This is a genomic window from Arthrobacter sp. TMS2-4, from assembly GCF_054511075.1.
The window spans coordinates 14,731-34,887 of record NZ_JBTNDI010000015.1 but is presented as its reverse complement, the minus strand read 5'-3'; the positions used below and the strand labels follow the sequence as shown (position 1 = coordinate 34,887).

The window sequence follows — 20,157 nt, the reverse complement described above, 5'->3', positions numbered from 1 at the left end:
GCGACGGCGGGAGCAGTTCACGAACTGGTCCCGCCGTCGCCCCTTTTTTGTAGCCTTCACACAAATGAGGGGCCGCGGGTCGAAGACCGTATGCTCGGAGAATGCCGCAGCCCGACGACATCCCTGCCAGCATCCCGACCGCGGGAGGGCCGACGAACGCCGGGGCCGCTCCCCCGGATCCTGCGACAGTCGAGAAGCTGCGCTCCACCATCGGATCGCTGTCCACCGCGACGCTACGGCAGCTCGACACCGACCTGCCGTGGTACCGGGGATTGCGGCCGGACGAGCGTTCCGCGCTCGGCATGGTGGCGCAGAAGGGCATCGCGTCGTTCGTCAACTGGTACCAGAAACCGGTCTCGCCGGCATGGGTCCTGAGCGACGTCTTCGGCACGGCGCCCACGGAGCTCACCCGCTCCATCAGCCTCCAGAAGGCCCTGCAGCTCATCCGGGTGGTGGTGCAGGTCGTCGAGGATCAGGTGCCGTTCCTCGCGCCGGCCGCTGATCAGGGATCCCTGCGTGAAGCCGTGCTGCGGTACTCGCGCGAGGTGGCGTTCGCTGCGGCCGACGTCTACGCCCGGGCCGCGGAGACGCGCGGGTCCTGGGACACCCGCCTGGAAGCGCTCGTGGTCGACGCCATCCTGCGCGGCGAGAGCTCCGATGCGCTCCGCTCACGGATCGCGGCGGTCGGCTGGAAGTCGCAGGCCCGCATCACCGTGATGGTCGGCAGCGCCCCGCCGGATCCCAACGCCGGATTCCTCAACGAACTTCGCCGTGTCACCGGCCGCCTGGCCGAGGACGTCCTCGTCGGGATCCAGGGCGAGCGGCTCATCCTCGTGCTGGGCGGCGTCCGGGACCCGGCCAAGGCGTATCCGAGGATCAGCGAGCTGTTCGGCGACGGCGCCGTCGTCCACGGGCCCGAGGCGGAATCGCTCGTCGCTGCGAGCAGCTCCGCGCAGGCGGCCTTCGCCGGGCTGACCGCAGCCCGCGCCTGGCCCGGGGCGCCCCGCCCCGTCTCCTCCGAGGACCTCTGGCCCGAGCGCGTCATGTCCGGGGACGACACCGCGCGGCGCGCCCTCATCAGGACGATCTACCGCCCGCTCCTGGCGGCCTCCAACGGGCTCGAGCAGACCCTGTCCGCCTATCTCAGTCTCGGGCACTCCCTGGAGGCCACGGCGCGGGCCCTGTTCGTGCACGCGAACACCGTCCGGTACCGCCTCCGCCGCGTCTGCGACGTCACCGGCTGGGATCCACTCGTCCCCCGCGAGGCGTACGTCCTCCAGACGGCGCTGGTCGTCGGCCGCCTCGCGCCGTCCCAGACCGCCGCAGGGCCGGGTGGAGCGGCGCCCGGAACAGGGCGCGCAGCACGCGCCGCGCCCGCGGACCAGGGCGCGACGACGCCCGCCGCGCGCGCCGTCTCCTTGTAGACTTCCCACAAAGACGCTCAGTGAGCTTGGTTCAGCCGAACACCCGATAAAGCTCCCTCGATTTGGAAAGCTGGAACAGTGCTTGCAATCGCCTGCCCCGGACAGGGCTCACAGACACCGGGCTTCCTCAGCCCCTGGCTCGAACTCCCGGGAGTCCGGGACCATCTGGAACAGCTCAGCGACCGAGCCGGCACCGACCTCGTCCGCCACGGCACCGTCTCCGACGAGGAGACCATCAAGGACACCGCCGTCGCCCAGCCGCTGATCGTCGCGGCCGGTCTCGTCACGGCGCGCCTGATCCTCCAGGACTACCCGCTCACTGCGGCGACCGTCGTCGCGGGGCATTCGGTGGGCGAACTGACCGCGTCGGCGGTCGCGGGGGCACTCAGCGAGGAGGACGCCGTGGCCTTCGTCCGTGTCCGGGCCAACGCCATGGCCGAGGCCGCCGCCGCACTGCCGACCGGTATGAGCGCCGTCCTGGGGGGTGATCCCGACGAGGTCGCCACCGTGCTGGCGGGCCTCGGGCTCACCGCCGCGAACGCCAACGGAGGCGGTCAGGTGGTCGCCGCGGGGACCCTCGAGCAACTGACTGCCCTCGCAGACGCTCCCCCGGCCAAAGCCCGCGTCATCCCCCTCAAGGTCGCCGGAGCCTTCCACACCGCTCACATGGCGCCTGCCGTCACGGCCCTCGAAGCACTGTGCCCCAGCCTCAGCCCCACCGATCCGCTGGCCACCCTCGTGTCCAACTATGACGGTCAGCCGGTCGCCGCGGGTGAGGGCAATCTGGACAGCCTCATCGCGCAGGTCTCCCGGCCCGTGCGCTGGGACCTCTGCATGGAGTCCATGCAGGCGATGGGCGTCACCGGGATGGTCGAACTGTCGCCCGCGGGTACGCTCACGGGCCTGGCCAAGCGTGGAATGCGCGGGACGGCGACTCTCGCAGTAAAGTCGCCCGAGGACCTCGACGCCGCCCGCAGCTTCATCACGGAGCACTCGCGGACCTCGGACCTCGATCCGTCCCTTACCCCCGAAGGACCCCAGTGAGCATCACCACGATCAAGCAAGCCCCCCTCCGCGAACACACGCGCATCCTCGGTGTCGGCGCCTACCGCCCCGAGGTGATCGTCACCAATGAGGACGTGTGCCAGTGGATCGACTCCTCCGACGAATGGATCCGGCAGCGGACCGGGATCGTCACCCGGCACCGCGCGCCCCGCGAGGTCAGCGTCATCGACATGGCGGAGGCCGCTTCCCGGGAGGCGCTGGCAGCCGCGGGGATCGAGGCGTCACAGCTCGGCGCCGTCCTCGTCTCGACGGTGACCCATCCCTACGCGACGCCGTCGGCCGCCGCGCAGCTGACCGACCGGCTGGGGGCCACGCCGGCACCGGCGTTCGACATCTCCGCGGCCTGTGCCGGCTACTGCTACGGCATCGCACAGGGTGACGCGCTGGTGCATGCCGGCACCGCCGAGTACGTCCTCGTGGTGGGCGTCGAGAAGCTGTCCGACTTCATCGACAACGCCGACCGCACCATCTCGTTCCTCCTCGGGGACGGGGCCGGTGCCGTCGTGATCGGCCCCGGCGACACCGCGGGCATCGGCCCCTCCGTATGGGGATCGGACGGCAGCAAGCACGAGGCCATCCGCATGAACCGATCCCTCATCGACGTGCGTGACTACTCCCTCGGAGTGGCCACCGACACGGAGCCTGAGACCGACGCGGACGACGGCCGCCAGAGCCTCTGGCCCACCATGGTCCAGGATGGACCCACGGTGTTCCGCTGGGCCGTGTGGGAGATGGCGAAAGTCGCACAGCGAGCCCTGGACGCCGCCGGCGTGACCGCGGACGATCTGGCGGTGTTCCTCCCCCATCAGGCCAATATCCGTATCATCGATGAAATGGTGAAGCAGCTGAAGCTCCCTGAACACGTCTACGTCGCGCGGGACATCGTGGACGCCGGCAACACCTCGGCAGCCTCGATCCCGCTCGCCATGCATCGCACCCTCAAGGAACAGCCGTCGCTCAGTGGCAAGCTCGCTCTGCAGATCGGTTTCGGTGCGGGCCTCGTGTTCGGTGCGCAGGTCGTCGTTCTTCCCTAGTTTTCAAGCCCAGACCGCGAGAGTGCGGTTTGACCATCCCCGCCGGTGTACCGGCAAGAACAGAAAAGGAGCCACCATGGCTAGCAACGAAGAGATCCTGACCGGCCTGGCGGAGATCGTCAACGAAGAGACGGGTCTCGCGCCGGAGTCCGTGGAGATGGACAAGTCCTTCACGGACGACCTCGACATCGACTCCATCTCGATGATGACCATCGTCGTCAACGCCGAGGAGAAGTTCGGCGTGCGCATCCCGGACGAGGAAGTCAAGAACCTGAAGACCGTCGGCGACGCCGTCAACTTCATCTCGGGCGCGCAGGCCTAGTTCCTGCGGTTCCGAGCGCTGCGGCCGCTCCCGGCGTCCCCGCCGTGAGCGGCCGTACTCGTCATCTCCCCGCCCCGGTCGTCCCGGTGCACCCCCCAGCGTCGAAAGAGTGACCATGCCACGCAAAGTCGTCATCACCGGACTCGGTGCCACCACCCCCATCGGCGGGGACGTCCCGACCATGTGGGCCAACTCCCTCAAGGGAGTCTCGGGCGCACGGACCATCGAGGCCGACTGGGTGCAGCGATACGAACTACCGGTCACCTTCGCCGCCCAGATCACGACCCCCGCCTCCGAGGTCCTCACCCGGGTCGAGGCCAAGCGGATGGACCCCTCCACGCAGTTCGCCGTCGTCGCCTCCCGTGAGGCATGGCGGGACTCGGGAATCGAGGACATCGACAAGGACCGCCTGGCCGTCGCCTTCGCCACCGGAATCGGCGGGGTATGGACTCTGCTCGACGCCTGGGACACCTTGCGCGACAAGGGCCCCCGACGCGTCCTGCCGATGACCGTGCCGATGCTGATGCCCAACGGTCCCGCCGCGGCCGTCAGCCTCGACCTCGGCGCGCGTGCCGGCGCCCACACTCCGGTCTCCGCCTGCGCCTCCGGCACCGAGGCACTGCACCTTGGGCTGGACCTGATCCGGTCCGGGAAGGCGGATGTCGTGATGTGCGGCGGGGCCGAGGCCGCGATCCACCCGATGCCGATCGCGGCCTTCGCCGCCATGCAGGCCCTGTCCCGGCGCAACGACGAGCCGGAACTGGCATCGCGACCCTACGACACTGCCCGCAACGGCTTCGTCATGGGCGAGGGCGCCGGCGCGCTCGTGATCGAGGCCGAGGAACACGCCCTGGCCCGTGGTGCCCGCATCTACGCCGAGCTCGCCGGCACCTCCGTGACCGCGGACGCCTACCACATCACCGCCCCGGACCCGGAGGGTCTGGGCGCAACCCGCGCCCTCAAGGCAGCCCTGTTCGATGCCCGCGCCCAAGCGGAGGACGTGGTCCACGTCAACGCGCATGCCACGTCGACGCCGGTGGGCGACAAGCCCGAGTACACCGCGCTGAAGGCGGCTCTCGGCAGCCACCTGGACGACGTGGCGGTATCGGCGACGAAGTCGCAGACCGGTCACCTCCTCGGGGCGTCCGGTGCCGTGGAGGCCGTCATGACGGTCCTTGCCATCCACGACCGCAAGGCCCCGGTGACGATCAACCTGGACAACCAGGATCCCGACATCCCGCTCGACGTCGTCACCTCCCCGCGCGACCTGCCCGCCGGCGACATCGTCGCGCTGAGCAACTCCTTCGGGTTCGGCGGCCACAACGCCGTCATCGTCCTCCGGAACGTCTGATTCCCGGCCAGAACGGGGAAGGCGCCATCCGCACGGATGGCGCCTTCCCTGTTCGTCGTCGCGTGACCGGGTGCTCAGCCCACCTGATGGAGCCAGCGCACGGGGGCTCCCTCGGCAGCGTGCCGGAAGGGTTCGAGTTCTTCGTCCCACGACTCCCCCAGTGCGAGGGACAGTTCGTGGTAGACGGCGGCGGGATCGCCGGCTCCCGCCTCGTAGGCATAGCGGATGCGGTCCTCGGTCACCATGATGTTGCCGTGGACGTCCGTGGTGGCGTGGAAGATCCCGAGTTCCGGCGTGTGCGACCAGCGGCCGCCGTCGGCACCGGCGCTCTGCTCCTCCGTGACCTCGTAGCGCAGGTGGGCCCACCCGCGGAGTGCGGAGGCGAGTTGGGCGCCCGCGCCCTGGGAGCCGACCCAGGAGAGTTCGGCACGCAGCATTCCGGGCGCGGCAGGCTGCGCTGTCCACTCCATGTCGATGCGCCTGTCCAGCACCGAGCCGATCGCCCATTCGACATGAGGGCACAACGCAGTAGGGGCTGAGTGCACGTACAAGACACCGCGCGCCATCACAACAGACATTCCATCCTCCATAGCTGTAGGTACGTCTTCCCCAACGACCTGCAACGGATGATGACAGTGCGATGAACCTGGCAGTGCTTTCCGAGACCCTCCCGCGATACCACGCGGGATCCGCCTGACTCCTGCTCATTCTGCACGAGAGGGGTGAATTACGCCACTTCTGCGCACCCGCGACCACCCCTTGGACAGACGATCGGAGAATGAGCCGCCTTGGTTCTTGGTGTTACTCGGGCAGGTAGGGCTCGTAGCGTTCGAGGGTGCCGTCCACGACGGGGATGGACAGTTCCTCTGTGCCTTCTCCTGTGGTGGCGGTGATGGGTGTCAGGGCGCCCGGCGCGTCCCCGACGGTGTCGAAGATGACTTCGTTCGTGTCGAACGGGAACTGTCCTTCCGCCGGCACCGTGATGCTGACATCGTCGTCGTCGTCGCTGATCGTGACTTCGACGGGCTCCGCCGATTCGTTGTTCAGGGTTCCCAACAGACGCCCGGGCTGGCCCTCCTCCGTGGCGACTAGCAGGAAGCTGCGTAGTTCGATCGAACCAACGACGCCGTCCTCGCCTACGGCGATGGCATCCCAGTCTTCCTCTGCCGCCGAGTAGCATCCGGTCAGGCCGAGGGACGCGCTGACGGTGAGCAACACCGCGGCGCTGAGATATCGGTTCCGTGTGGTCTTCATGTGGGCTGAGGGGTTCGTCATTTGATTGTCTCCTGGCTGGTCATGGGACGGTCGATCCGGTCGATGGTTGTACTTGTCATCCCTGTGGGGTGGCTCCTCCTTGGCCGACGCTACTGGTTGCCTTTCCTCGAGGCTAGGAGTCCGGGGTTGAGCGCAGTTCGAAGAACACAAGCTGGGGCGGGGCGCTGATGCGCATGGGCAGGTTACTGAACCCGATCCCGCAGCTGACGAACAGCGCGTTACCGGTGGCACCGAAGCCATCCGGTGCGAAGCCGTCGGCGACCATCGTTTCGTTCGTCGTCCACGCGAGCCATGACCATTGCGGGGTACCGGGGACGGCGATCTGCCCGCAGTGGGTGTGCCCGGCGACCGCAAGCGGCGCGCTGCCGGCGGGCAGCGCGGGGAAGGTCGTGGGATTGTGCATCATCACCAGGCGTGGAGCATCATCCGGCACCTCACTGAGGGCTTTGTCGACATCAGCGAGGCCCTGATAGGCCGGACCGATCCCCACGATCTGCACAACCGCATCGGCACCGTTCGCGCCCGGGACGGACAGGGTCGACGAGGCGTTCTGCAACACCGTCACGTCGTGTGCGACCAGAGATTCGGTGAGCTGATCGGCGGCGTCGACGAGATAGTCGTGATTCCCGAGCACTGCGAAGGTCGGGATGTCCGCATCGCGAACAGGTTCCAGAAGGTCCAGGACCGTTTCGATCTTCTCCCGGTTCGGAGGGTCCTCGCTGTAGAGGAAGTCTCCGGCGATCAGCAGCGCCGCAGGCTCCTCGTCGACTACCCGCTCCACGATGCGTTCGACCATGCCGATGTTCGCGAACCACATGCCGATCTGCAGATCAGCAATCACAGCGACTTCCGTGCCGTCCGCCTCAGCACTCAGGCCGGGGATGACCGTCTGATGACGTTCCTCATCCAGCATCAACCGGGGCTCAATGGCGAATCCGTACACCACGACCATGTTCACGACAAGCACGATGGCAGCCACCGTGGTCCTCAGTGCACGTCTCATCGTCGCTCTCCCTCTGTTCTTCCGCGAAGTCCATGCGGGGCCCGGGAGGAGGGCCCAGTGCGAACTCCGCGTGTACGACCTTCTGCCCTGGATCAGCTGTCCTGCCCCCGTGGTGTCTAGGTGTCGGAGGCGACGGAATCATCGATTTCGGTGGCGTGGACGTAGGGCTCGCCGTCCCAGTCCTCGTAGAGGGCGTCGTCCAGATCGACGCCGAGCTCGTCCTCCACCGTGACGACGTAGAAGCCTTCCTTCACAGTGCCGGTGACCACGACTGTCGCCTCCGTGCTGACCTCGGGCAGGTCCTCCGGATGAACGATCAGCAGCTCGTCGACCGTGGTGTCGTCGGTCCCTGCGATCGTGAATGCCGTGGGATCGATGACCTCGTTCACATCGGCCGACAACGTCACCTCCTCACCGATGTAGGAGTCCCTGTCGTCGAACCACGACTGGTCGTAGGAGCCGATGTAGGCGTCGTCACCTTCACCGACCTGCTCATCCTCCTCCGACGGTTCTGCCTCGTTGACGTCCTCGACGTCGGCGCCCTGTTCGGATCCGGCCGTGTCGCTGCAGGCCGCGACGGACAGTACTGCCGCCGGTGCGATCGCCAGGGCGGCTGCCTTCTTGATCCACGTGCTCTTCGTCATCGTTCCCATGACTCCTCCTCAGGTTCAGGGGGTCCGGCGGCGCCTTCCGGCCCTTCTGTGCGGTGGGGGTATGTTCTACGCCAGAACCCACAGTAAGCACCCTTAGCACTCGCATTGGGACGATCCGGCCATCATCCCCGCTACCGTTGCGAAGACGCAACCGCCCCGTTATTCGGCTGAGACCAGCTGACGACGGGCTGGCAATCAGCGGTGAATCGGCCGGTACGCCGGCTGCGCAGGAGCGCATCGTCGACCAGGCGCCGGCGTCAGGGGTGGCGAACGGCGCGGGCACCCTGATGGAGTCGGCGCCCAGAGCGAGCAGGACCACGACGGGGTGCAGCTTCACGGCTTCGCCCATGATCAGTGGCTGCAGCAGGTTGCCCTCGGTCTGCTGCACGACGACGACCGCGATCCCCACGCCACTGGCCGGCCCCGCGCCGCTGGTCACATAGGCGACCAGGACGGCGAAGATCCCGGTCAGGGTGGCGCCGATCACCGGGACGAACCCGCCGAGGAAGATGATCATCGTCAGAATCAGCGCGGTGAACGTATTGGCGAGGACCGACAGGGCTCCGAGCGCATCCTCTGTCCCCGTCGTGGTTGTGTCGCGCCGGCGTCGTCCTCGGCCCGCATGCCCAGCCGGCGTACCGGCCGATTCACCGCTGATTGCCAGACCGCCGTCAGCCGGTCTCAGCCGAATAACGGGGTGGTTGCGACTTCGCAACGGTAGCGGGAAGGATGGCCGGATCATCCCCGTGCGAGTGCTGAGGGTGCTTACTGTGACTGTGGCATGGAACACGACCACGAATGGCGCACCTCGTCATCAACGAGAGGATCATCATGGACACCATTGGATCCGTCCGCGAAGGGATGGACGTCTTCACCGCGTCCGGCCACAAGATCGGCACTGTCGCCGGCGTGAAGATGGGAGACCCGGACGCGGTCACCGCCGAAGGCCAGCAACCGGAGCAGACCGGAAGCGTCGTGGGAGCAATTGCGTCGGTCTTCGACCGCAGCCCCGCGTTGCCCGAGGAACGCAGGCAACGACTCCTGCGCCTGGGTTACATCGAGATCGACGGCACGGGGCCCGGGAACCACACGTACGAGTCGGCGGAGGACATCGATCGGGTCACCGATGAAGGTGTCTTCCTGAGCCTCTCGGCCGCAGCCACCACGACCTGAGCCGGTGCCCTGAGCACGATCGCAGACGACCTCACAGGAGTTCCACTGATGCTGATAACGACACGGGTGGCGGAAGGATCCACCCTTCGCTCTGTGACGCGATCAGGGACACGTCCGAGGCCGGCTATCACGCAGGCGTCGACGGCGGCCCTCGCAGCACTGGCGACGGCGGTGACGCTGGGAGGGTGCACCAGCGCAGCTTCCGAGCCCGGGGTCGGCCACGGGACCCAGGTCGCGCTGGACCAGATCCAGGCGATCGACCTGAAACTGGTGACCGAAGCGGCAGATGAGCCGGCCCGAATTCTGGGTACCGTGATCAACACAGGAACGACCCCCGTCGAAGTGGTCAGTCGTGACGCCGACGACACCGCCACACTCACCATCGGGGCCGAGGACACCTTCCGGTTCGCCGACAACCCGACGATCTTCAGCACGACGGACGCCGACATCGGCGACACGGCAGCGATGCTCATCAGCGTCCCGGTCATCGCCAGCGAGGAAGCCGTTGCGGTGCCCGTGTACCAAGGCGACCTCGGAGGCTACTACGACCGCACGTCTTAGGCTCCGGGACCGTAATCCCACCAGCACGGTGCACCTGAACCATCGACCGTCGTCGACGGCACCCGCGACCCCTCCACCTCCCTACCTTCCTGACTGGGACACGGACATCCCGCCACTGCCGATCGTCACCGCGAAGCAACCCAGCTCGGCGAGAATGGAAAACATGGACGGACCGAACGATGACCAGGCGCCCGAAGACAACAGCCTTGATGCCCTCGTGCGTGCCTCGCGGGTCTTCATCGCGGTGGTGGCGCAGTCCATCGCTGACATCGAGGACCGCGTCACTGCCCCGCAATGGCGGGTTCTCATCCTGATCGCTACCCGCGGATCGCAGACACACCGCGCCGTAGCCGCGGATCTCCGGGTTCATCCCTCAAACGCGACCCGCACCGTCGACAAACTTCAAACGGCAGGACTCGTTCGGAGAGAAGAAGATCCCCACGACCGTCGTTTCCTTCGCCTGCAACTCACCGACGAGGGCCTGGCCCTGGTGAACCGCGTCATGTCCAACCGGCGACGGGCACTGTACGACGTCGTCAGCCGGATGGACGCCGGCGACCGACTGGCACTGGAGAAGGCAATGCGTGCCTTCGCCGAAGCTGCAGGTGAACCCCCGAGCGAGGCGACGGGCGCAGCCCTCGGACTGGGCTGAACGCGCCACCCCCACCCTCCGACCCCGGGCTACCGGGAAGCCTTGTCCGCGGTGTCGTTCATGACGGCCTGCGCCGCGGCCTGCTCCCGCCGATCGAGCGTGGTCCTGATCGTCAGGTCGGAGCGGTACAGCACCTCTTGGCGGTCCTCGACGGTCGCACGGTAGGCAGTGTCATCGAGGATCAGGTGCGTGGCGTAGGCGCAGAGATACGCTCCCTGCGCCGAGCCGGTGCAGCCGTCGAGGGTGGGCGTGCCGGTGAGCCCGAGCTCGGTGGCGATGGCGTCGTCGTGCTCCTCCTGGGTGATCGTTCCGCGGGCGAGCATCGCGTCGATCACGAGGTTCCTGCGGTGCGGTGCCTGGAAGATCGCGTGCTCGCCGTTGTGCAGGGCGGAATCGATCAGGACGTCGGTGACGAACTGCTGGGTGATGGTCGAGGCACCGCGGGTCGTACTCGCTCGACAGATTGCTGGCGGTGGCCCCCATGATGACATCGAGGTCCACCCCGTCGTGGTCGTACAAGCGGTAATACTCGATGAGGACCAGGGCGTCCTGCATGCCCTGGGACGCCCGGTCGAGGGTCACCGGCTGCCGGTTCTCCTCCTGGAGGGTCCCGATGAACGACCCGTCCGCGGCCACGATCGTCGTCGACGCGTCCACCGTCGTTGTGAAGTACGAGCCGGACCTCGTCGTCGTCGTCGTCGCCGACGACGTCGAGGAGCTGTCCTAGTACCACCCAGGTCCATCACGGCGGGAAACCCTCATGACACCGGCCCCAGGACACCACCTACCGGACGCCGACGAGCGCGCTCCACCAGTGGCGTCGGAAGCACGACGAGAATTCATGGGACGGTGGTATCAGGCAACCCGAGGACGCCATGCACCGCAGCGGACGTGGATGTTCCAACAGCGGGCCATGGACACAAAAACAGGAGTGCAGGGCGCTTGGCCCTGCACTCCTGCCGCCCCCGGTGCCGTTTGCTCGACCCGCGGACTCCTTCCAGTCAAGGGCGAAGCGGCCCATGGATCAATCGGTGATTATCGGGTCCGGACCCAGCAAAGTGTGTGTGACCTGCTGGACCCGTGGGATGACGGGCTGCTTCCGTTATGAACGGCCCGTTCACAGGGATAGGTGCTCGGTCGGTGACTCGTCACAAACCCCCAGATGTGTCGGGGCATGATCTCGAGGATTACAGTGAGCACCAGCCGTCAGCGCGACAGATCCGACGTCGGAGGGTGCGAAGGGTGAGCGAGGATTCCATGGTGAGCAGGGGGATGCCGTCGTCCCACTACAGTGGCCGAGAGCGAGGGCGCGACCTCGCAACGGAGCTCGCGGAGCTCGCCCGGTCGCTCCAGCGGGAACCGGACTCGGACGCGATCGTCACCGGATTCGTCCACGCCGCCCTCGACCTGATCCCCGGCGTCGACGAAGGCTCCGTCAGCGTCGTCCTGGGACGCAAGAACATCGGCTCCCGCGGCGCATCCGGGGCCCTGCCGGAGCGCATCGACGCGCTGCAGATGGAGACCGGTGAGGGCCCGTGCCTGGAAGCGGCGTATCAGCACCGGACGATCCGGGTCCCGGACATGGCGCATGAGGACCGGTGGCCGCTCTTCGCGCAGCGGGCCACGGAGGCGGGCGCCCGGGGCATGCTCTCCATCCAGCTGTGGGTCGAGGGCGATGATCTCGGCGCCCTCAATCTCTACTCCTACGAGGCCGACGCCTTTACGGACGAGTCGGAGAACATCGGCCTGCTGGTGGCCTCGCACGCCGCCGTCGCGTTCGCCGAGGCCGAGAAGACCCGGCAGCTCCACGAGGCGATGGACTCCCGGGACGTCATCGGCCAGGCCAAGGGAATCCTCATGGAACGCCACAAGATCACCGGCGAGCAGGCGTTCATCGTGCTGTCCATGGCCAGCCAGCGCGCCCACATGAAGCTCTGGACCGTCGCGGATCACCTCATCAGCAGCGGCGAACTCCCCGGCAGACGGAATGCACGCTGATCCAGGTCCATCAGCTTTTCCAGGGGCGACCACAGCTGATCATGGCGGCCTCTAGCGCCATACCGCTGCGCAAAGAACCCAGCCTGAGATTGCCCTCGACGATGTCCCATCCGCAAGCTTCCGCGTCGTCATTCGGTCGTGGTGTGCCCTTGGAGTGACGTTCTGAGGCGCTTGATGCCGTCCCGGATCCTAGTCTTCGCGGTCGGTACGGGGATTCCGAGGCGATCAGCAACCTCGGCGTAGGTCAGGCCGGCATAGTAGGCCAGGCGGATCGCCTCACGCTGCGTTGGAGACAAATTGTTCAGACAAGCCCGGACTGCAGCGACTTCGAACTGCTGGATGACAGTGTCCGCGACCTGGTCGTAATCGATCTCCTGATTTTTGATCCCCCACGTCAGGTCCCTGACCCGGTGGGACTCCTCGGAGCGGACCTTGTCGACTGCGCGGCGGTGCGTGACGGTCAGGATCCACGACATCCCGGTTCCGAGGCCGGGATCGAACCGCACCGCGGCGCCCTGCCAGAGGGCGAGGAAGACATCCTGCGTCGTCTCGGCGCTCATCTCCGCGTCGACGAGGACTTTCCGAGCAAGCCCGTATACGCGGGCAGCGGTCTGCCGGTACAGGTCCTCGAACGCCCGCGGATCGCCCTGTCCGACCCGAACCAGAAGGGTTTCGATGTCACCCGCGCGATAGTCGCCAGATGATGTCGGCGGAGGGCAGGGAGAAGCCAGAGGAAAAAGACGGCCGAGAACCGGGTTCTGCGCGGTGTGCATAGGGCTGAGACCTTCTGATGACCGGTGGTGTGATCCAGGCGACGCTGCGACACATAGTGCCTCACACTGCCTGATTGCTAAACAACCTAAAGACAGCAAAGCACAACTACACCAGGTCCGACAGCACAAAAAACATGCGTCGATGATGTTGTTCGTCGGCCATCGTGACGCCCGCCTGCCCAGGTCCTCGACAGGATGGTCACATACCTCGTCCGTCGCTCGCACGCCCAGAGGACAGGGGGCAGCTCCGGAAGGCTCGGGCTCTCGTCAACCGGCCGCGGCGGATTGCCGGTCTATTGGCCCCACCGCATCGTCCATGGTGAACTAGTAAGTGTACTTATCTTCGAGGTCAAGCAGTCGGCCCGGAGATGAGCGCCCTCGCAGAAGGCCCGAGAACTCCCGCGCCGTCCACCACAGGTCACCAGCACCCGTCGCGGCCCCCATCATCTCGTTCACCAGAAAGATCAACCCATGGATACCCCACGCAGGTTCGACACCATCACCATCATCTTCAACCCGAACAGCACAGGGGACGCGCCGAAGCTCGCCGAGGAACTCGCCGACCAACTGACGCCTGCCTTACCGGACACGATCATCACCCTGCAACCCACCGAGCACGCAGGGCACGCGATCGACCTCGCCCGTGAAGCGGCCTCACAACCCAATGCGCTCATCGTGTCGGTCAGCGGGGACGGGGGCTACAACGAGGTGGTCAACGGGACCATGGCTAGCGGCAACCGCGAAGCGGTATGCGCGGTCCTGGCCGCCGGCAACGCCAACGACCACAGCCGGGTCACCGGCCGCAAACCCCTGGGCGAAGCAATCATCGAGGGCCGCGTACGGCAGATCGACGTGCTGCGGATCAGCATGGACGACACGGATGCGGACCCGGTGTACGCGCACTCCTACATCGGCTTCGGTCTGACACCGGTTGTCGCGATCGACCTGGAGAAGGGCGGCAAGGGCGCCGTCAAGGAGATGTTCTCCGTGGTGCGTACGTTCTCCAAGTTCAAGCCTTTCGAGATCCGTCAGAGCGACGGCACGCGCCGCACCTTCGACAGCCTCGTCTTCGCGAACATCTCCCAGATGGCGAAGTACGCAACCCTCAGCGAAGCCGGGGACCAACCCACTGACGGGAAGTTCGAGGTCATCACTTTCCCCCACATGGCGAAGTGGCGGATCCTGCTCACCGCACTGCGCGCAACGACGAAGGGCCTGGGCGACCAGCCGAGCTACGCCCAGTACCGGTTCTCGACCCTCAAGCCCATGCCCTACCAGATCGACGGCGAAGTACGATCGGTCGAGCCCGACACGGACATCACGATCGACAGCATCCCCCGCGCGCTCTCCATCCTCGGCTGAGCACCACCACACGTGCCCGCGCCCGATGTCGAGGCAGTCGTTCGCGGAGAACATCAGCGGAGCGCTGACCGGCACAGTGCCCGATCCAACCTCATCCCCATCGACGCGCAGTATGACTTTCAGCGATCCGCCCGGCCGAGGCTCGATGTACCTCGTCTCAATCTCGACGGTGTGGGTCCCCGCGGGCAGATGGGAATCGGACATGATCCTGGTTCGCTGGATCAGGAACAGGTTGTACTCGTAGGTGAACACACCGTCCACCATGAAGCAGGTAAGGCCGCCGGCTCCACCCAGCTTGTACAGCACCCCGTTCGCGCGATCGGGGGCGTCGAGCTCAAGGGTGATGATGGCGGGCCGGTTGCCGAGCTCCGGCACACAGAACTCCGGCATCCTGACGGTGTCGCCGGTCATCTCCCATTCGGTGTAGGGAGGGCTGATGCGATCCTCAGGATGCATGGGTCAACCGACCGGATCGGGGACCGCAGCACCGGAATCGGGACACTCCCTCGCTGTAGCCGACCCGGCGCCGGCGCCTCACGCCCGGGGATGCGCCTGCTCGTAGCTGCGGCGAAGCCGGTCGACGGATACATGGGTGTACAGCTGGGTCGTGGCCAGACTGGAGTGCCCGAGGATCTCCTGGACCGCGCGGAGGTCCGCGCCGCCGTCGAGCAGGTGCGTCGCGGCGCTGTGGCGCAGGGCGTGCGGCCCGCGCGCGGCGGTGTCGCCGAGGGCGTCGAGCGCGGTCCTGACCTGGGCCCGCACGGCACGCTGATCGATGCGCCCTCCGCGCCGCCCGAGGAAGAGGGCGGGGCCGCTCTTCCCGGTCACCCATTGCGGCCGGCCGCGCCGAAGCCAGTCGTCGACGGCGTGCGCGGCCGGAACGCCGTAGGGGACGGTGCGTTCCTTGGCCCCCTTGCCGAGTACCACGAGCGTGCGCCGTTCGGTGTCGAGGTCGTCGACGTCGAGACCCACCAGTTCCCCCACGCGGACGCCCGTCCCGTACAGCAGTTCGAGCATGGCCCGCAACTGCAGCTCGTGCGGGTCCCCCTGCCCGGTCCTTTCGGCCGCACTGGTGAACATCGCGGAGGCTTGCGGCTGGCTGAGGACGGCGGGGAGGGTGCTGATGCGTTTGGGGGCGCGGAGGCGGAGGGCCGGGTTGGCGGGGACAAGCTCCTCGCGGACCGCCCAGTCCATGAAGGAGCGGACGGACGCGGACCGCCGGGCGATCGTCGCCCGTGACAGCCCTGCGGCGTCGAGCGCTCCGAGCCACGCGCGGAAATGCCGCAGTTCCAACTGCGTGAGCATGGTGACGCCCGACTCCCCCGCGTGCAGCAGGAAGAGTTCGACGTCCTTCAGGTACGCGCGCACCGTGTGTTCGGAGCGGTTGCGCTCCCGCGTCAGGTAGTCCGCGAACCGGTCGAGGCCCGTGCGGAACTCACCGGTCACGTCGGTAGTGCTGTCTGCCATGAAATCCTCCGTTCCCCAGTATCCACGGGAGCCGCTTCGACATCCCGCACCGACCCCGATTACGGGCAGCCTGACTACGAATACCATCACGGCTGCAGGCCGCCTCCGCGCCCGATTGCCGGTCCGGGTACTGAACCGGGATTCACTGGATGGCCCCGTTCCAGCTCGAGGAGTGCGGTCTTGGTCTCGGTTCCCGCGGCATACCCGACCACGGAACCGGTACTGCCGACGACCCGGTGCCCTGGCACGATGATCGACACGGGATTGCTGCGCACCGCCACCCCGATCGCGCGTCCCATCCGGGGATTGCCGAGCTGGGCGGCAATATCGCGGTAGCTGCGGGTCTCCCCGTAGGGAATAGCGCTCAGCGCACGCCAGACCCGGTACTGGAACTCGGTGGCATGGAGCTCCAGCGGGGTGACGAAGGTGAGCCGTGATCCGGCGAAGTACTCACCGAGCTCCTGGTCGGCCTGGAGCAGCAGGTCGACGGTGCGGTCGAGCGGGACCGTCGCTCGGACATCCGGGGCCGGCGGTGCGTCCGGCGTCCGGAGTCGATCAGCCGTGATGGGGTCCCCCAGATGCGCCCGATCCGGGGCCGGGGAATGCCCCTCGTGGTAAAGGCCGACGATCGCACCGGCTCGGGCGACGATCGTGAGGCGCCCTATCGGGGATGGGATCGTGTGATGCCATCGGCCGGTCCCGGCATCGGTGGGATGGGTCAGGTCCATGAGTGTCCTCCGTGGTAGCGGGTCCGGATAGCGGGGTCCGGTGGGGCCGCGGTGGTGTGTGCGAGTGAGGCCGTGGGACAGCAGTGCAGGGTCATGTCCTCCGGCGGCACCACCCGCCGTCGGCCCTGACGGCGAGTCCCGCCAGCTCGAGGCGCGCGAGACCGCTGATGACTTCGCGTGTGGACAGGCCCGCGACGACGGACAGCTTGTCCACCGTCGTCGCAGCACGGACCGGCAGGCCGTCCAGCAGCAGCAGGTCCGGCACGGTCAGGCCGTCGTGGTCCAGGACGGGGGCGGCCTCGGCTCGCAACCGGTCGCCGAGCGGTTCGGCGCCCAGCGGGCCGGCGAGTTCGACGACGTCGGCAGCGTCCGTGACGCATACTGCCGTACCGTCCCTCAGCAGCCGGTGGCACCCCGCGGAGTTCGCCGAATGTACGGAGCCCGGCACCGCGCCGACCGGGCGACCGAGCCCGGCCGCATGGTGAGCGGTATTCAGCGCTCCCGAGCGCCACCGAGCCTCGACCACCACGGTGACCGCGCTGAGCGCCGCGATCAACCGGTTGCGCTGCAGGAACCGCCAGCGCGTCGGGGAGCTTCCGGGTGGGACCTCCGAGACGAGCACCCCCTCGTCCGCGATCACCCGCAGGAGCTCCTCGTTCCCTGCGGGGTAGTACCGGTCGATCCCGCAGGCGAGGATCGCAATCGTGGCGGCGCCGTCCCCTCCCGCGGTCGTGGCGAGTGCCGCCCGGTGTGCCTGCGCGTCGATGCCGTAGGCTCCGCCCGAGACGACCGTATAACCGCGGGTGGCGAGGCCCGCGGCCATCTCGGCGGTGACGGAGGATCCGTAGGAGGTGCCGTCCCGCGACCCGACGAGCGAGGCGAGACCCGTGGACGGCGGGATCGCGTGCCGGCCCCGCACCCAGAGGCACAGGGGTGCGGCCTGCTGCAGATCGTCCAACGCCGCCGGCCAGTCGGCGGACTCCGGGATGACGAGGCGTCCACCGAGCCGGTCGAGGGTCGCCAGGTCCCTCTCGGGTGCAAGGTCGCGCAGGCGCGGCGCCCATCGGGCCAGCCCGTCCTCCAGGGGGCGGCGTCCGCCGTCCGGGATATCGAGTGCTTCCATCAGCCGTCGATGGACGCCGGTGCCTACTCCGATCTCGCGTCGGGCGATGCGCAGGGCGTCCTGCGGGCCGACGACCGACACCAGCCCCAAGCCGATGCTGTCGGAGGGTTCGAACAGGCGTGACAGCGCAGCCCTGGCGAGGCGGAGGTCCTGCTGCTTCCCGCTCATGCGGCACGCTCCTGCAGGCGGAAACCGAGGGCAGTGCCGACGTCGTCCGCGTCCGGGTGGGAGCGCCCCGCGAGGTCGGCGATGGTCCACGCCACGCGCACCACCCTGTCCCAGCCCCGCGCACTGACGAGGTTCCGGTCGAGCGCCCGGTCGAGCGGAGCCGTGACCGCACGCGGAAGCGCGAGCTCTCCGCGGAGGATCCGCCCCTGGACCTCCGCGTTGGTGGCGTAGCCCCAGCGATGGAGGCGTTCGCGCTGGGCCGCGCGCGCCGCCGCGACCCGGCCCGCGACGGCGGCGGAGGGCTCGGGCGGCCGGACGTCCATGTAGTCGGCCAGGCTCAGGCGCTGGACGGCCAGCTGCAGGTCGACGCGGTCCAGCAGCGGGCCGGACAGGCGGTTGAAGTATCTCCGGCGCTGCTGGGCGGTGCACAGGCAGTCGATCCCCTTGCCGTTCGCGAGACCGCAGGGACAGGGATTGAGGGCCAGGACGAGCTGGAACCGCGCCGGGTAGGACGCCGTGCCGGAGGCTCGGTGCAGGACGAGCATGCCGCTCTCGAGCGGCTCGCGCAGCGCCTCGAGGACGCGCCGCTCATATTCCGGCGCCTCGTCGAGGAACAGGATGCCTCGATGGGCGCGGGAGGCCGCCCCTGGTCTCGGAATGCCGCTGCCGCCCCCGATGATGGAGGCGGGCGTCGCCGTGTGGTGCGGACTCTCGAAGGGCGGCTTCCGTACCAGTTCGGTACACAGCCGCTCACCGGAGAGGCTGTGGATCGCCGTCACCTCCATCGCCTGGTCGTCCTCGAGGTCCGGGAGGATGCCGGGCAGCCGCTCCGCGAGCATCGTCTTGCCGGCGCCGGGCGGTCCGACCATCAGGAAGTGGTGGGCGCCCGCGGCGGCGATCTCCAGTGCGAACCGCGCTTCCTGCTGGCCCGCGATGTCGGAGAGATCCCGGGCGGGTCCGGATCGGACCGTGGGCGGAACGGGGTCGCTGCGGACGGCGGGCTCGGGCAGTGCGACCCGGGCGGCGTCCGCCCCGAAGGCCAGCGCCACCTCGGCGAGCGTGCGGTAGGACCCGACGTCGGCGGCCGGGACAAGAGCGGCCTCCGGTGCGTTCTCCTCCGCGACGATGATCCGATGGTGACCGGCCTCGACAGCAGCCATGACGGCGGGCAGCACGCCGCGAACCGGCCGGAGCTGCCCGTCCAGGCCGAGCTCGGCGATGAAGACCGTGGAGCCGACCCCGCGGACGTCGCCCGCCGCGGCCAGCGCGGACATGACGATCGCGAGGTCGAAGGCCGATCCACGCTTCGGCAGGGATGCCGGAATGAGGTTGACGGTGATCTTCCGTCTGCTGAGCGGCACACCGGCGTTGCGGGCTGCGGCCCTGATGCGGTCCTTGGCCTCGTTGAGCGACGCGTCGGGCAGGCCGAGCAGCACGAAGGCCGGCAGTGTCTGGCCGATGTCCGCCTCGACCTCGACGACGTGCCCGTTCATGCCAACCAGGGACACCGCGTAGGTCCGTCCGAGCGCCATCAGAGCACGGCCCGCACATGTTCGATGCGCGGGCTTCCCGTGCCATCGTCGAGCACGCCGACGGCGTCGATGCGGAAACCACTGAACCGCAGGTTGTGTGCGCGCGCCCACCGTGAAGCAAGCAGGTAGAGCCGTTCCAGCTTGTCGGCCGTAATGGCCTCGAGGGGCTGCCCGAAATCATCCGAACTGCGTGTCTTGACCTCCACCACCACGAGGGTGGATCCGTCCACCGCCACGAGGTCGATCTCCCCCGCCGGACACCGCCAGTTCCGATCCACGATCCTCAGACCGGCCCGCTCCAGGAAGACCGCGGCGATCGCTTCGCCGCGCCGCCCCAATTGATCCTTCGCCAACATGGCTACCACCTCCGCGCCCAGCCTCGTCCGGACAGACCGGCGCGGAGAGGCCCCAGACGGCTATGTGGACAACCCGGAGACACTACCGCGCGTCCACGGAACCGACGACAGCACTGGTGGACAGGCCGGCGTCGGCC

Annotated in this window: 21 protein-coding genes and 2 pseudogenes; 10 read left to right on the top strand and 13 right to left on the bottom strand. The window is 67.9% G+C overall.

Annotated elements, in window-relative coordinates; translation table 11 throughout:
• Positions 1 to 101: 101 nt before the first annotated feature.
• From ACX80F_RS15220 to fabF, 5 genes are all read left to right on the top strand, one after another.
• The gene (locus tag ACX80F_RS15220; protein ID WP_459337241.1) at positions 102 to 1,424 is read left to right on the top strand and encodes a PucR family transcriptional regulator; all 1,323 of its coding nucleotides are present in this window, start codon (positions 102 to 104) and stop codon (positions 1,422 to 1,424) included.
• Between the two features lie 78 nt (positions 1,425 to 1,502).
• On the top strand, positions 1,503 to 2,468 hold the full coding sequence (locus ACX80F_RS15215) for an ACP S-malonyltransferase (protein ID WP_459337240.1): 966 nt from the start codon (positions 1,503 to 1,505) through the stop codon (positions 2,466 to 2,468).
• Positions 2,465 to 3,523, top strand: coding sequence for a beta-ketoacyl-ACP synthase III (locus tag ACX80F_RS15210; protein WP_459337239.1), 1,059 nt, complete (start codon positions 2,465 to 2,467; stop codon positions 3,521 to 3,523). Before ACX80F_RS15215 ends, ACX80F_RS15210 begins: the two co-directional genes overlap by 4 nt.
• A gap of 76 nt (positions 3,524 to 3,599) precedes the next feature.
• On the top strand, positions 3,600 to 3,845 hold the full coding sequence (locus ACX80F_RS15205) for an acyl carrier protein (RefSeq protein WP_043445747.1): 246 nt from the start codon (positions 3,600 to 3,602) through the stop codon (positions 3,843 to 3,845).
• 115 nt (positions 3,846 to 3,960) lie between these two features.
• The gene (fabF, locus tag ACX80F_RS15200) at positions 3,961 to 5,196 is read left to right on the top strand and encodes a beta-ketoacyl-ACP synthase II (RefSeq protein ID WP_459337238.1); all 1,236 of its coding nucleotides are present in this window, start codon (positions 3,961 to 3,963) and stop codon (positions 5,194 to 5,196) included.
• A 74-nt stretch (positions 5,197 to 5,270) separates the two neighbouring features.
• Here fabF and ACX80F_RS15195 read toward each other — a convergent pair whose 3' ends face one another.
• The 5 genes and pseudogenes from ACX80F_RS15195 to ACX80F_RS15175 form a co-directional block, all read right to left on the bottom strand.
• Positions 5,271 to 5,774, bottom strand: a complete 504-nt coding sequence (locus tag ACX80F_RS15195; protein WP_459337237.1) for a DUF3145 domain-containing protein — start codon at positions 5,772 to 5,774, stop codon at positions 5,271 to 5,273.
• Between the two features lie 223 nt (positions 5,775 to 5,997).
• Positions 5,998 to 6,471, bottom strand: coding sequence for a hypothetical protein (locus tag ACX80F_RS15190; RefSeq protein WP_459337236.1), 474 nt, complete (start codon positions 6,469 to 6,471; stop codon positions 5,998 to 6,000).
• Positions 6,472 to 6,583: 112 nt separating this feature from the next.
• Positions 6,584 to 7,450: a metallophosphoesterase gene (locus tag ACX80F_RS15185; protein WP_459337235.1), complete on the bottom strand. Its 867-nt coding sequence runs from the start codon at positions 7,448 to 7,450 to the stop codon at positions 6,584 to 6,586.
• Positions 7,451 to 7,590: 140 nt separating this feature from the next.
• Positions 7,591 to 8,127: a hypothetical protein gene (locus ACX80F_RS15180; RefSeq protein ID WP_459337268.1), complete on the bottom strand. Its 537-nt coding sequence runs from the start codon at positions 8,125 to 8,127 to the stop codon at positions 7,591 to 7,593.
• Positions 8,128 to 8,440: 313 nt separating this feature from the next.
• A pseudogene (locus ACX80F_RS15175) lies at positions 8,441 to 8,869 on the bottom strand (AI-2E family transporter); the annotation flags it as partial.
• Positions 8,870 to 8,925: 56 nt separating this feature from the next.
• Here ACX80F_RS15175 and ACX80F_RS15170 point away from each other — a divergent pair.
• From ACX80F_RS15170 to ACX80F_RS15160, 3 genes are all read left to right on the top strand, one after another.
• On the top strand, positions 8,926 to 9,300 hold the full coding sequence (locus ACX80F_RS15170) for a hypothetical protein (RefSeq protein WP_459337234.1): 375 nt from the start codon (positions 8,926 to 8,928) through the stop codon (positions 9,298 to 9,300).
• Between the two features lie 93 nt (positions 9,301 to 9,393).
• Complete coding sequence (locus ACX80F_RS15165) at positions 9,394 to 9,861, top strand: hypothetical protein (RefSeq protein ID WP_459337233.1); 468 nt, start codon at positions 9,394 to 9,396, stop codon at positions 9,859 to 9,861.
• A gap of 163 nt (positions 9,862 to 10,024) precedes the next feature.
• Complete coding sequence (locus ACX80F_RS15160) at positions 10,025 to 10,513, top strand: MarR family winged helix-turn-helix transcriptional regulator (protein WP_459337232.1); 489 nt, start codon at positions 10,025 to 10,027, stop codon at positions 10,511 to 10,513.
• Positions 10,514 to 10,542: 29 nt separating this feature from the next.
• Here the strand turns inward: ACX80F_RS15160 and ACX80F_RS15155 are convergent, their stop codons facing one another.
• Both ACX80F_RS15155 and ACX80F_RS15150 read right to left on the bottom strand, forming a co-directional pair.
• Positions 10,543 to 11,004 (bottom strand): hypothetical protein, encoded by a 462-nt coding sequence (locus tag ACX80F_RS15155; protein ID WP_459337267.1) that lies wholly within the window; start codon positions 11,002 to 11,004, stop codon positions 10,543 to 10,545.
• A gap of 22 nt (positions 11,005 to 11,026) precedes the next feature.
• Positions 11,027 to 11,095, bottom strand: a pseudogene (locus tag ACX80F_RS15150) (hypothetical protein); the annotation flags it as partial.
• Positions 11,096 to 11,755: 660 nt separating this feature from the next.
• Between ACX80F_RS15150 and ACX80F_RS15145 the strand changes: the two are divergent.
• Positions 11,756 to 12,511, top strand: a complete 756-nt coding sequence (locus ACX80F_RS15145; RefSeq protein WP_459337231.1) for a GAF and ANTAR domain-containing protein — start codon at positions 11,756 to 11,758, stop codon at positions 12,509 to 12,511.
• Between the two features lie 128 nt (positions 12,512 to 12,639).
• On the opposite strand, the gene sigK is transcribed toward ACX80F_RS15145, so the two are convergent.
• Positions 12,640 to 13,284 carry an ECF RNA polymerase sigma factor SigK gene (gene sigK, locus ACX80F_RS15140; protein WP_459337230.1) on the bottom strand — a complete coding sequence of 215 codons (645 nt, stop codon included), beginning with the start codon at positions 13,282 to 13,284 and terminating at the stop codon, positions 12,640 to 12,642.
• A gap of 471 nt (positions 13,285 to 13,755) precedes the next feature.
• On the opposite strand from sigK, the gene ACX80F_RS15135 reads away from it, so the two are divergent.
• Positions 13,756 to 14,646: a diacylglycerol/lipid kinase family protein gene (locus tag ACX80F_RS15135; protein WP_459337229.1), complete on the top strand. Its 891-nt coding sequence runs from the start codon at positions 13,756 to 13,758 to the stop codon at positions 14,644 to 14,646.
• Between the two features lie 534 nt (positions 14,647 to 15,180).
• Here the strand turns inward: ACX80F_RS15135 and ACX80F_RS15130 are convergent.
• The 5 genes from ACX80F_RS15130 to ACX80F_RS15110 all read right to left on the bottom strand — a co-directional run bounded on the left by ACX80F_RS15130 (position 15,181) and on the right by ACX80F_RS15110 (position 20,029).
• Positions 15,181 to 16,113, bottom strand: a complete 933-nt coding sequence (locus ACX80F_RS15130; protein WP_459337228.1) for a tyrosine recombinase XerC — start codon at positions 16,111 to 16,113, stop codon at positions 15,181 to 15,183.
• 86 nt (positions 16,114 to 16,199) lie between these two features.
• Complete coding sequence (locus ACX80F_RS15125) at positions 16,200 to 16,841, bottom strand: methylated-DNA--[protein]-cysteine S-methyltransferase (protein ID WP_459337227.1); 642 nt, start codon at positions 16,839 to 16,841, stop codon at positions 16,200 to 16,202.
• 91 nt (positions 16,842 to 16,932) lie between these two features.
• The gene (gene dprA, locus ACX80F_RS15120; protein WP_459337226.1) at positions 16,933 to 18,132 is read right to left on the bottom strand and encodes a DNA-processing protein DprA; all 1,200 of its coding nucleotides are present in this window, start codon (positions 18,130 to 18,132) and stop codon (positions 16,933 to 16,935) included.
• Entirely contained in the window at positions 18,129 to 19,664 is a 1,536-nt protein-coding gene (locus ACX80F_RS15115) for a YifB family Mg chelatase-like AAA ATPase (protein ID WP_459337225.1), read from the bottom strand. Before ACX80F_RS15115 ends, dprA begins: the two co-directional genes overlap by 4 nt.
• Positions 19,664 to 20,029 (bottom strand): YraN family protein, encoded by a 366-nt coding sequence (locus tag ACX80F_RS15110; protein ID WP_459337224.1) that lies wholly within the window; start codon positions 20,027 to 20,029, stop codon positions 19,664 to 19,666. Before ACX80F_RS15110 ends, ACX80F_RS15115 begins: the two co-directional genes overlap by 1 nt.
• Positions 20,030 to 20,157: the final 128 nt, after the last annotated feature.

Coding starts and splice junctions, on each gene's coding strand:
- ACX80F_RS15205 (WP_043445747.1), top strand. CDS start 3,600: ATGGCTAGCAACGAAGAGATCCTGACCGGCCTGGCGGAGATCGTCAAC.
- fabF (WP_459337238.1), top strand. CDS start 3,961: ATGCCACGCAAAGTCGTCATCACCGGACTCGGTGCCACCACCCCCATC.
- ACX80F_RS15195 (WP_459337237.1), bottom strand. CDS start 5,774: ATGTCTGTTGTGATGGCGCGCGGTGTCTTGTACGTGCACTCAGCCCCT.
- ACX80F_RS15130 (WP_459337228.1), bottom strand. CDS start 16,113: ATGGCAGACAGCACTACCGACGTGACCGGTGAGTTCCGCACGGGCCTC.
- ACX80F_RS15115 (WP_459337225.1), bottom strand. CDS start 19,664: ATGGCGCTCGGACGGACCTACGCGGTGTCCCTGGTTGGCATGAACGGG.
- ACX80F_RS15160 (WP_459337232.1), top strand. CDS start 10,025: ATGGACGGACCGAACGATGACCAGGCGCCCGAAGACAACAGCCTTGAT.
- ACX80F_RS15135 (WP_459337229.1), top strand. CDS start 13,756: ATGGATACCCCACGCAGGTTCGACACCATCACCATCATCTTCAACCCG.
- ACX80F_RS15155 (WP_459337267.1), bottom strand. CDS start 11,004: ATGTCATCATGGGGGCCACCGCCAGCAATCTGTCGAGCGAGTACGACC.
- ACX80F_RS15190 (WP_459337236.1), bottom strand. CDS start 6,471: ATGACGAACCCCTCAGCCCACATGAAGACCACACGGAACCGATATCTC.
- dprA (WP_459337226.1), bottom strand. CDS start 18,132: ATGAGCGGGAAGCAGCAGGACCTCCGCCTCGCCAGGGCTGCGCTGTCA.
- ACX80F_RS15180 (WP_459337268.1), bottom strand. CDS start 8,127: ATGGGAACGATGACGAAGAGCACGTGGATCAAGAAGGCAGCCGCCCTG.
- ACX80F_RS15170 (WP_459337234.1), top strand. CDS start 8,926: ATGGCGCACCTCGTCATCAACGAGAGGATCATCATGGACACCATTGGA.
- ACX80F_RS15220 (WP_459337241.1), top strand. CDS start 102: ATGCCGCAGCCCGACGACATCCCTGCCAGCATCCCGACCGCGGGAGGG.
- sigK (WP_459337230.1), bottom strand. CDS start 13,284: ATGCACACCGCGCAGAACCCGGTTCTCGGCCGTCTTTTTCCTCTGGCT.
- ACX80F_RS15125 (WP_459337227.1), bottom strand. CDS start 16,841: ATGGACCTGACCCATCCCACCGATGCCGGGACCGGCCGATGGCATCAC.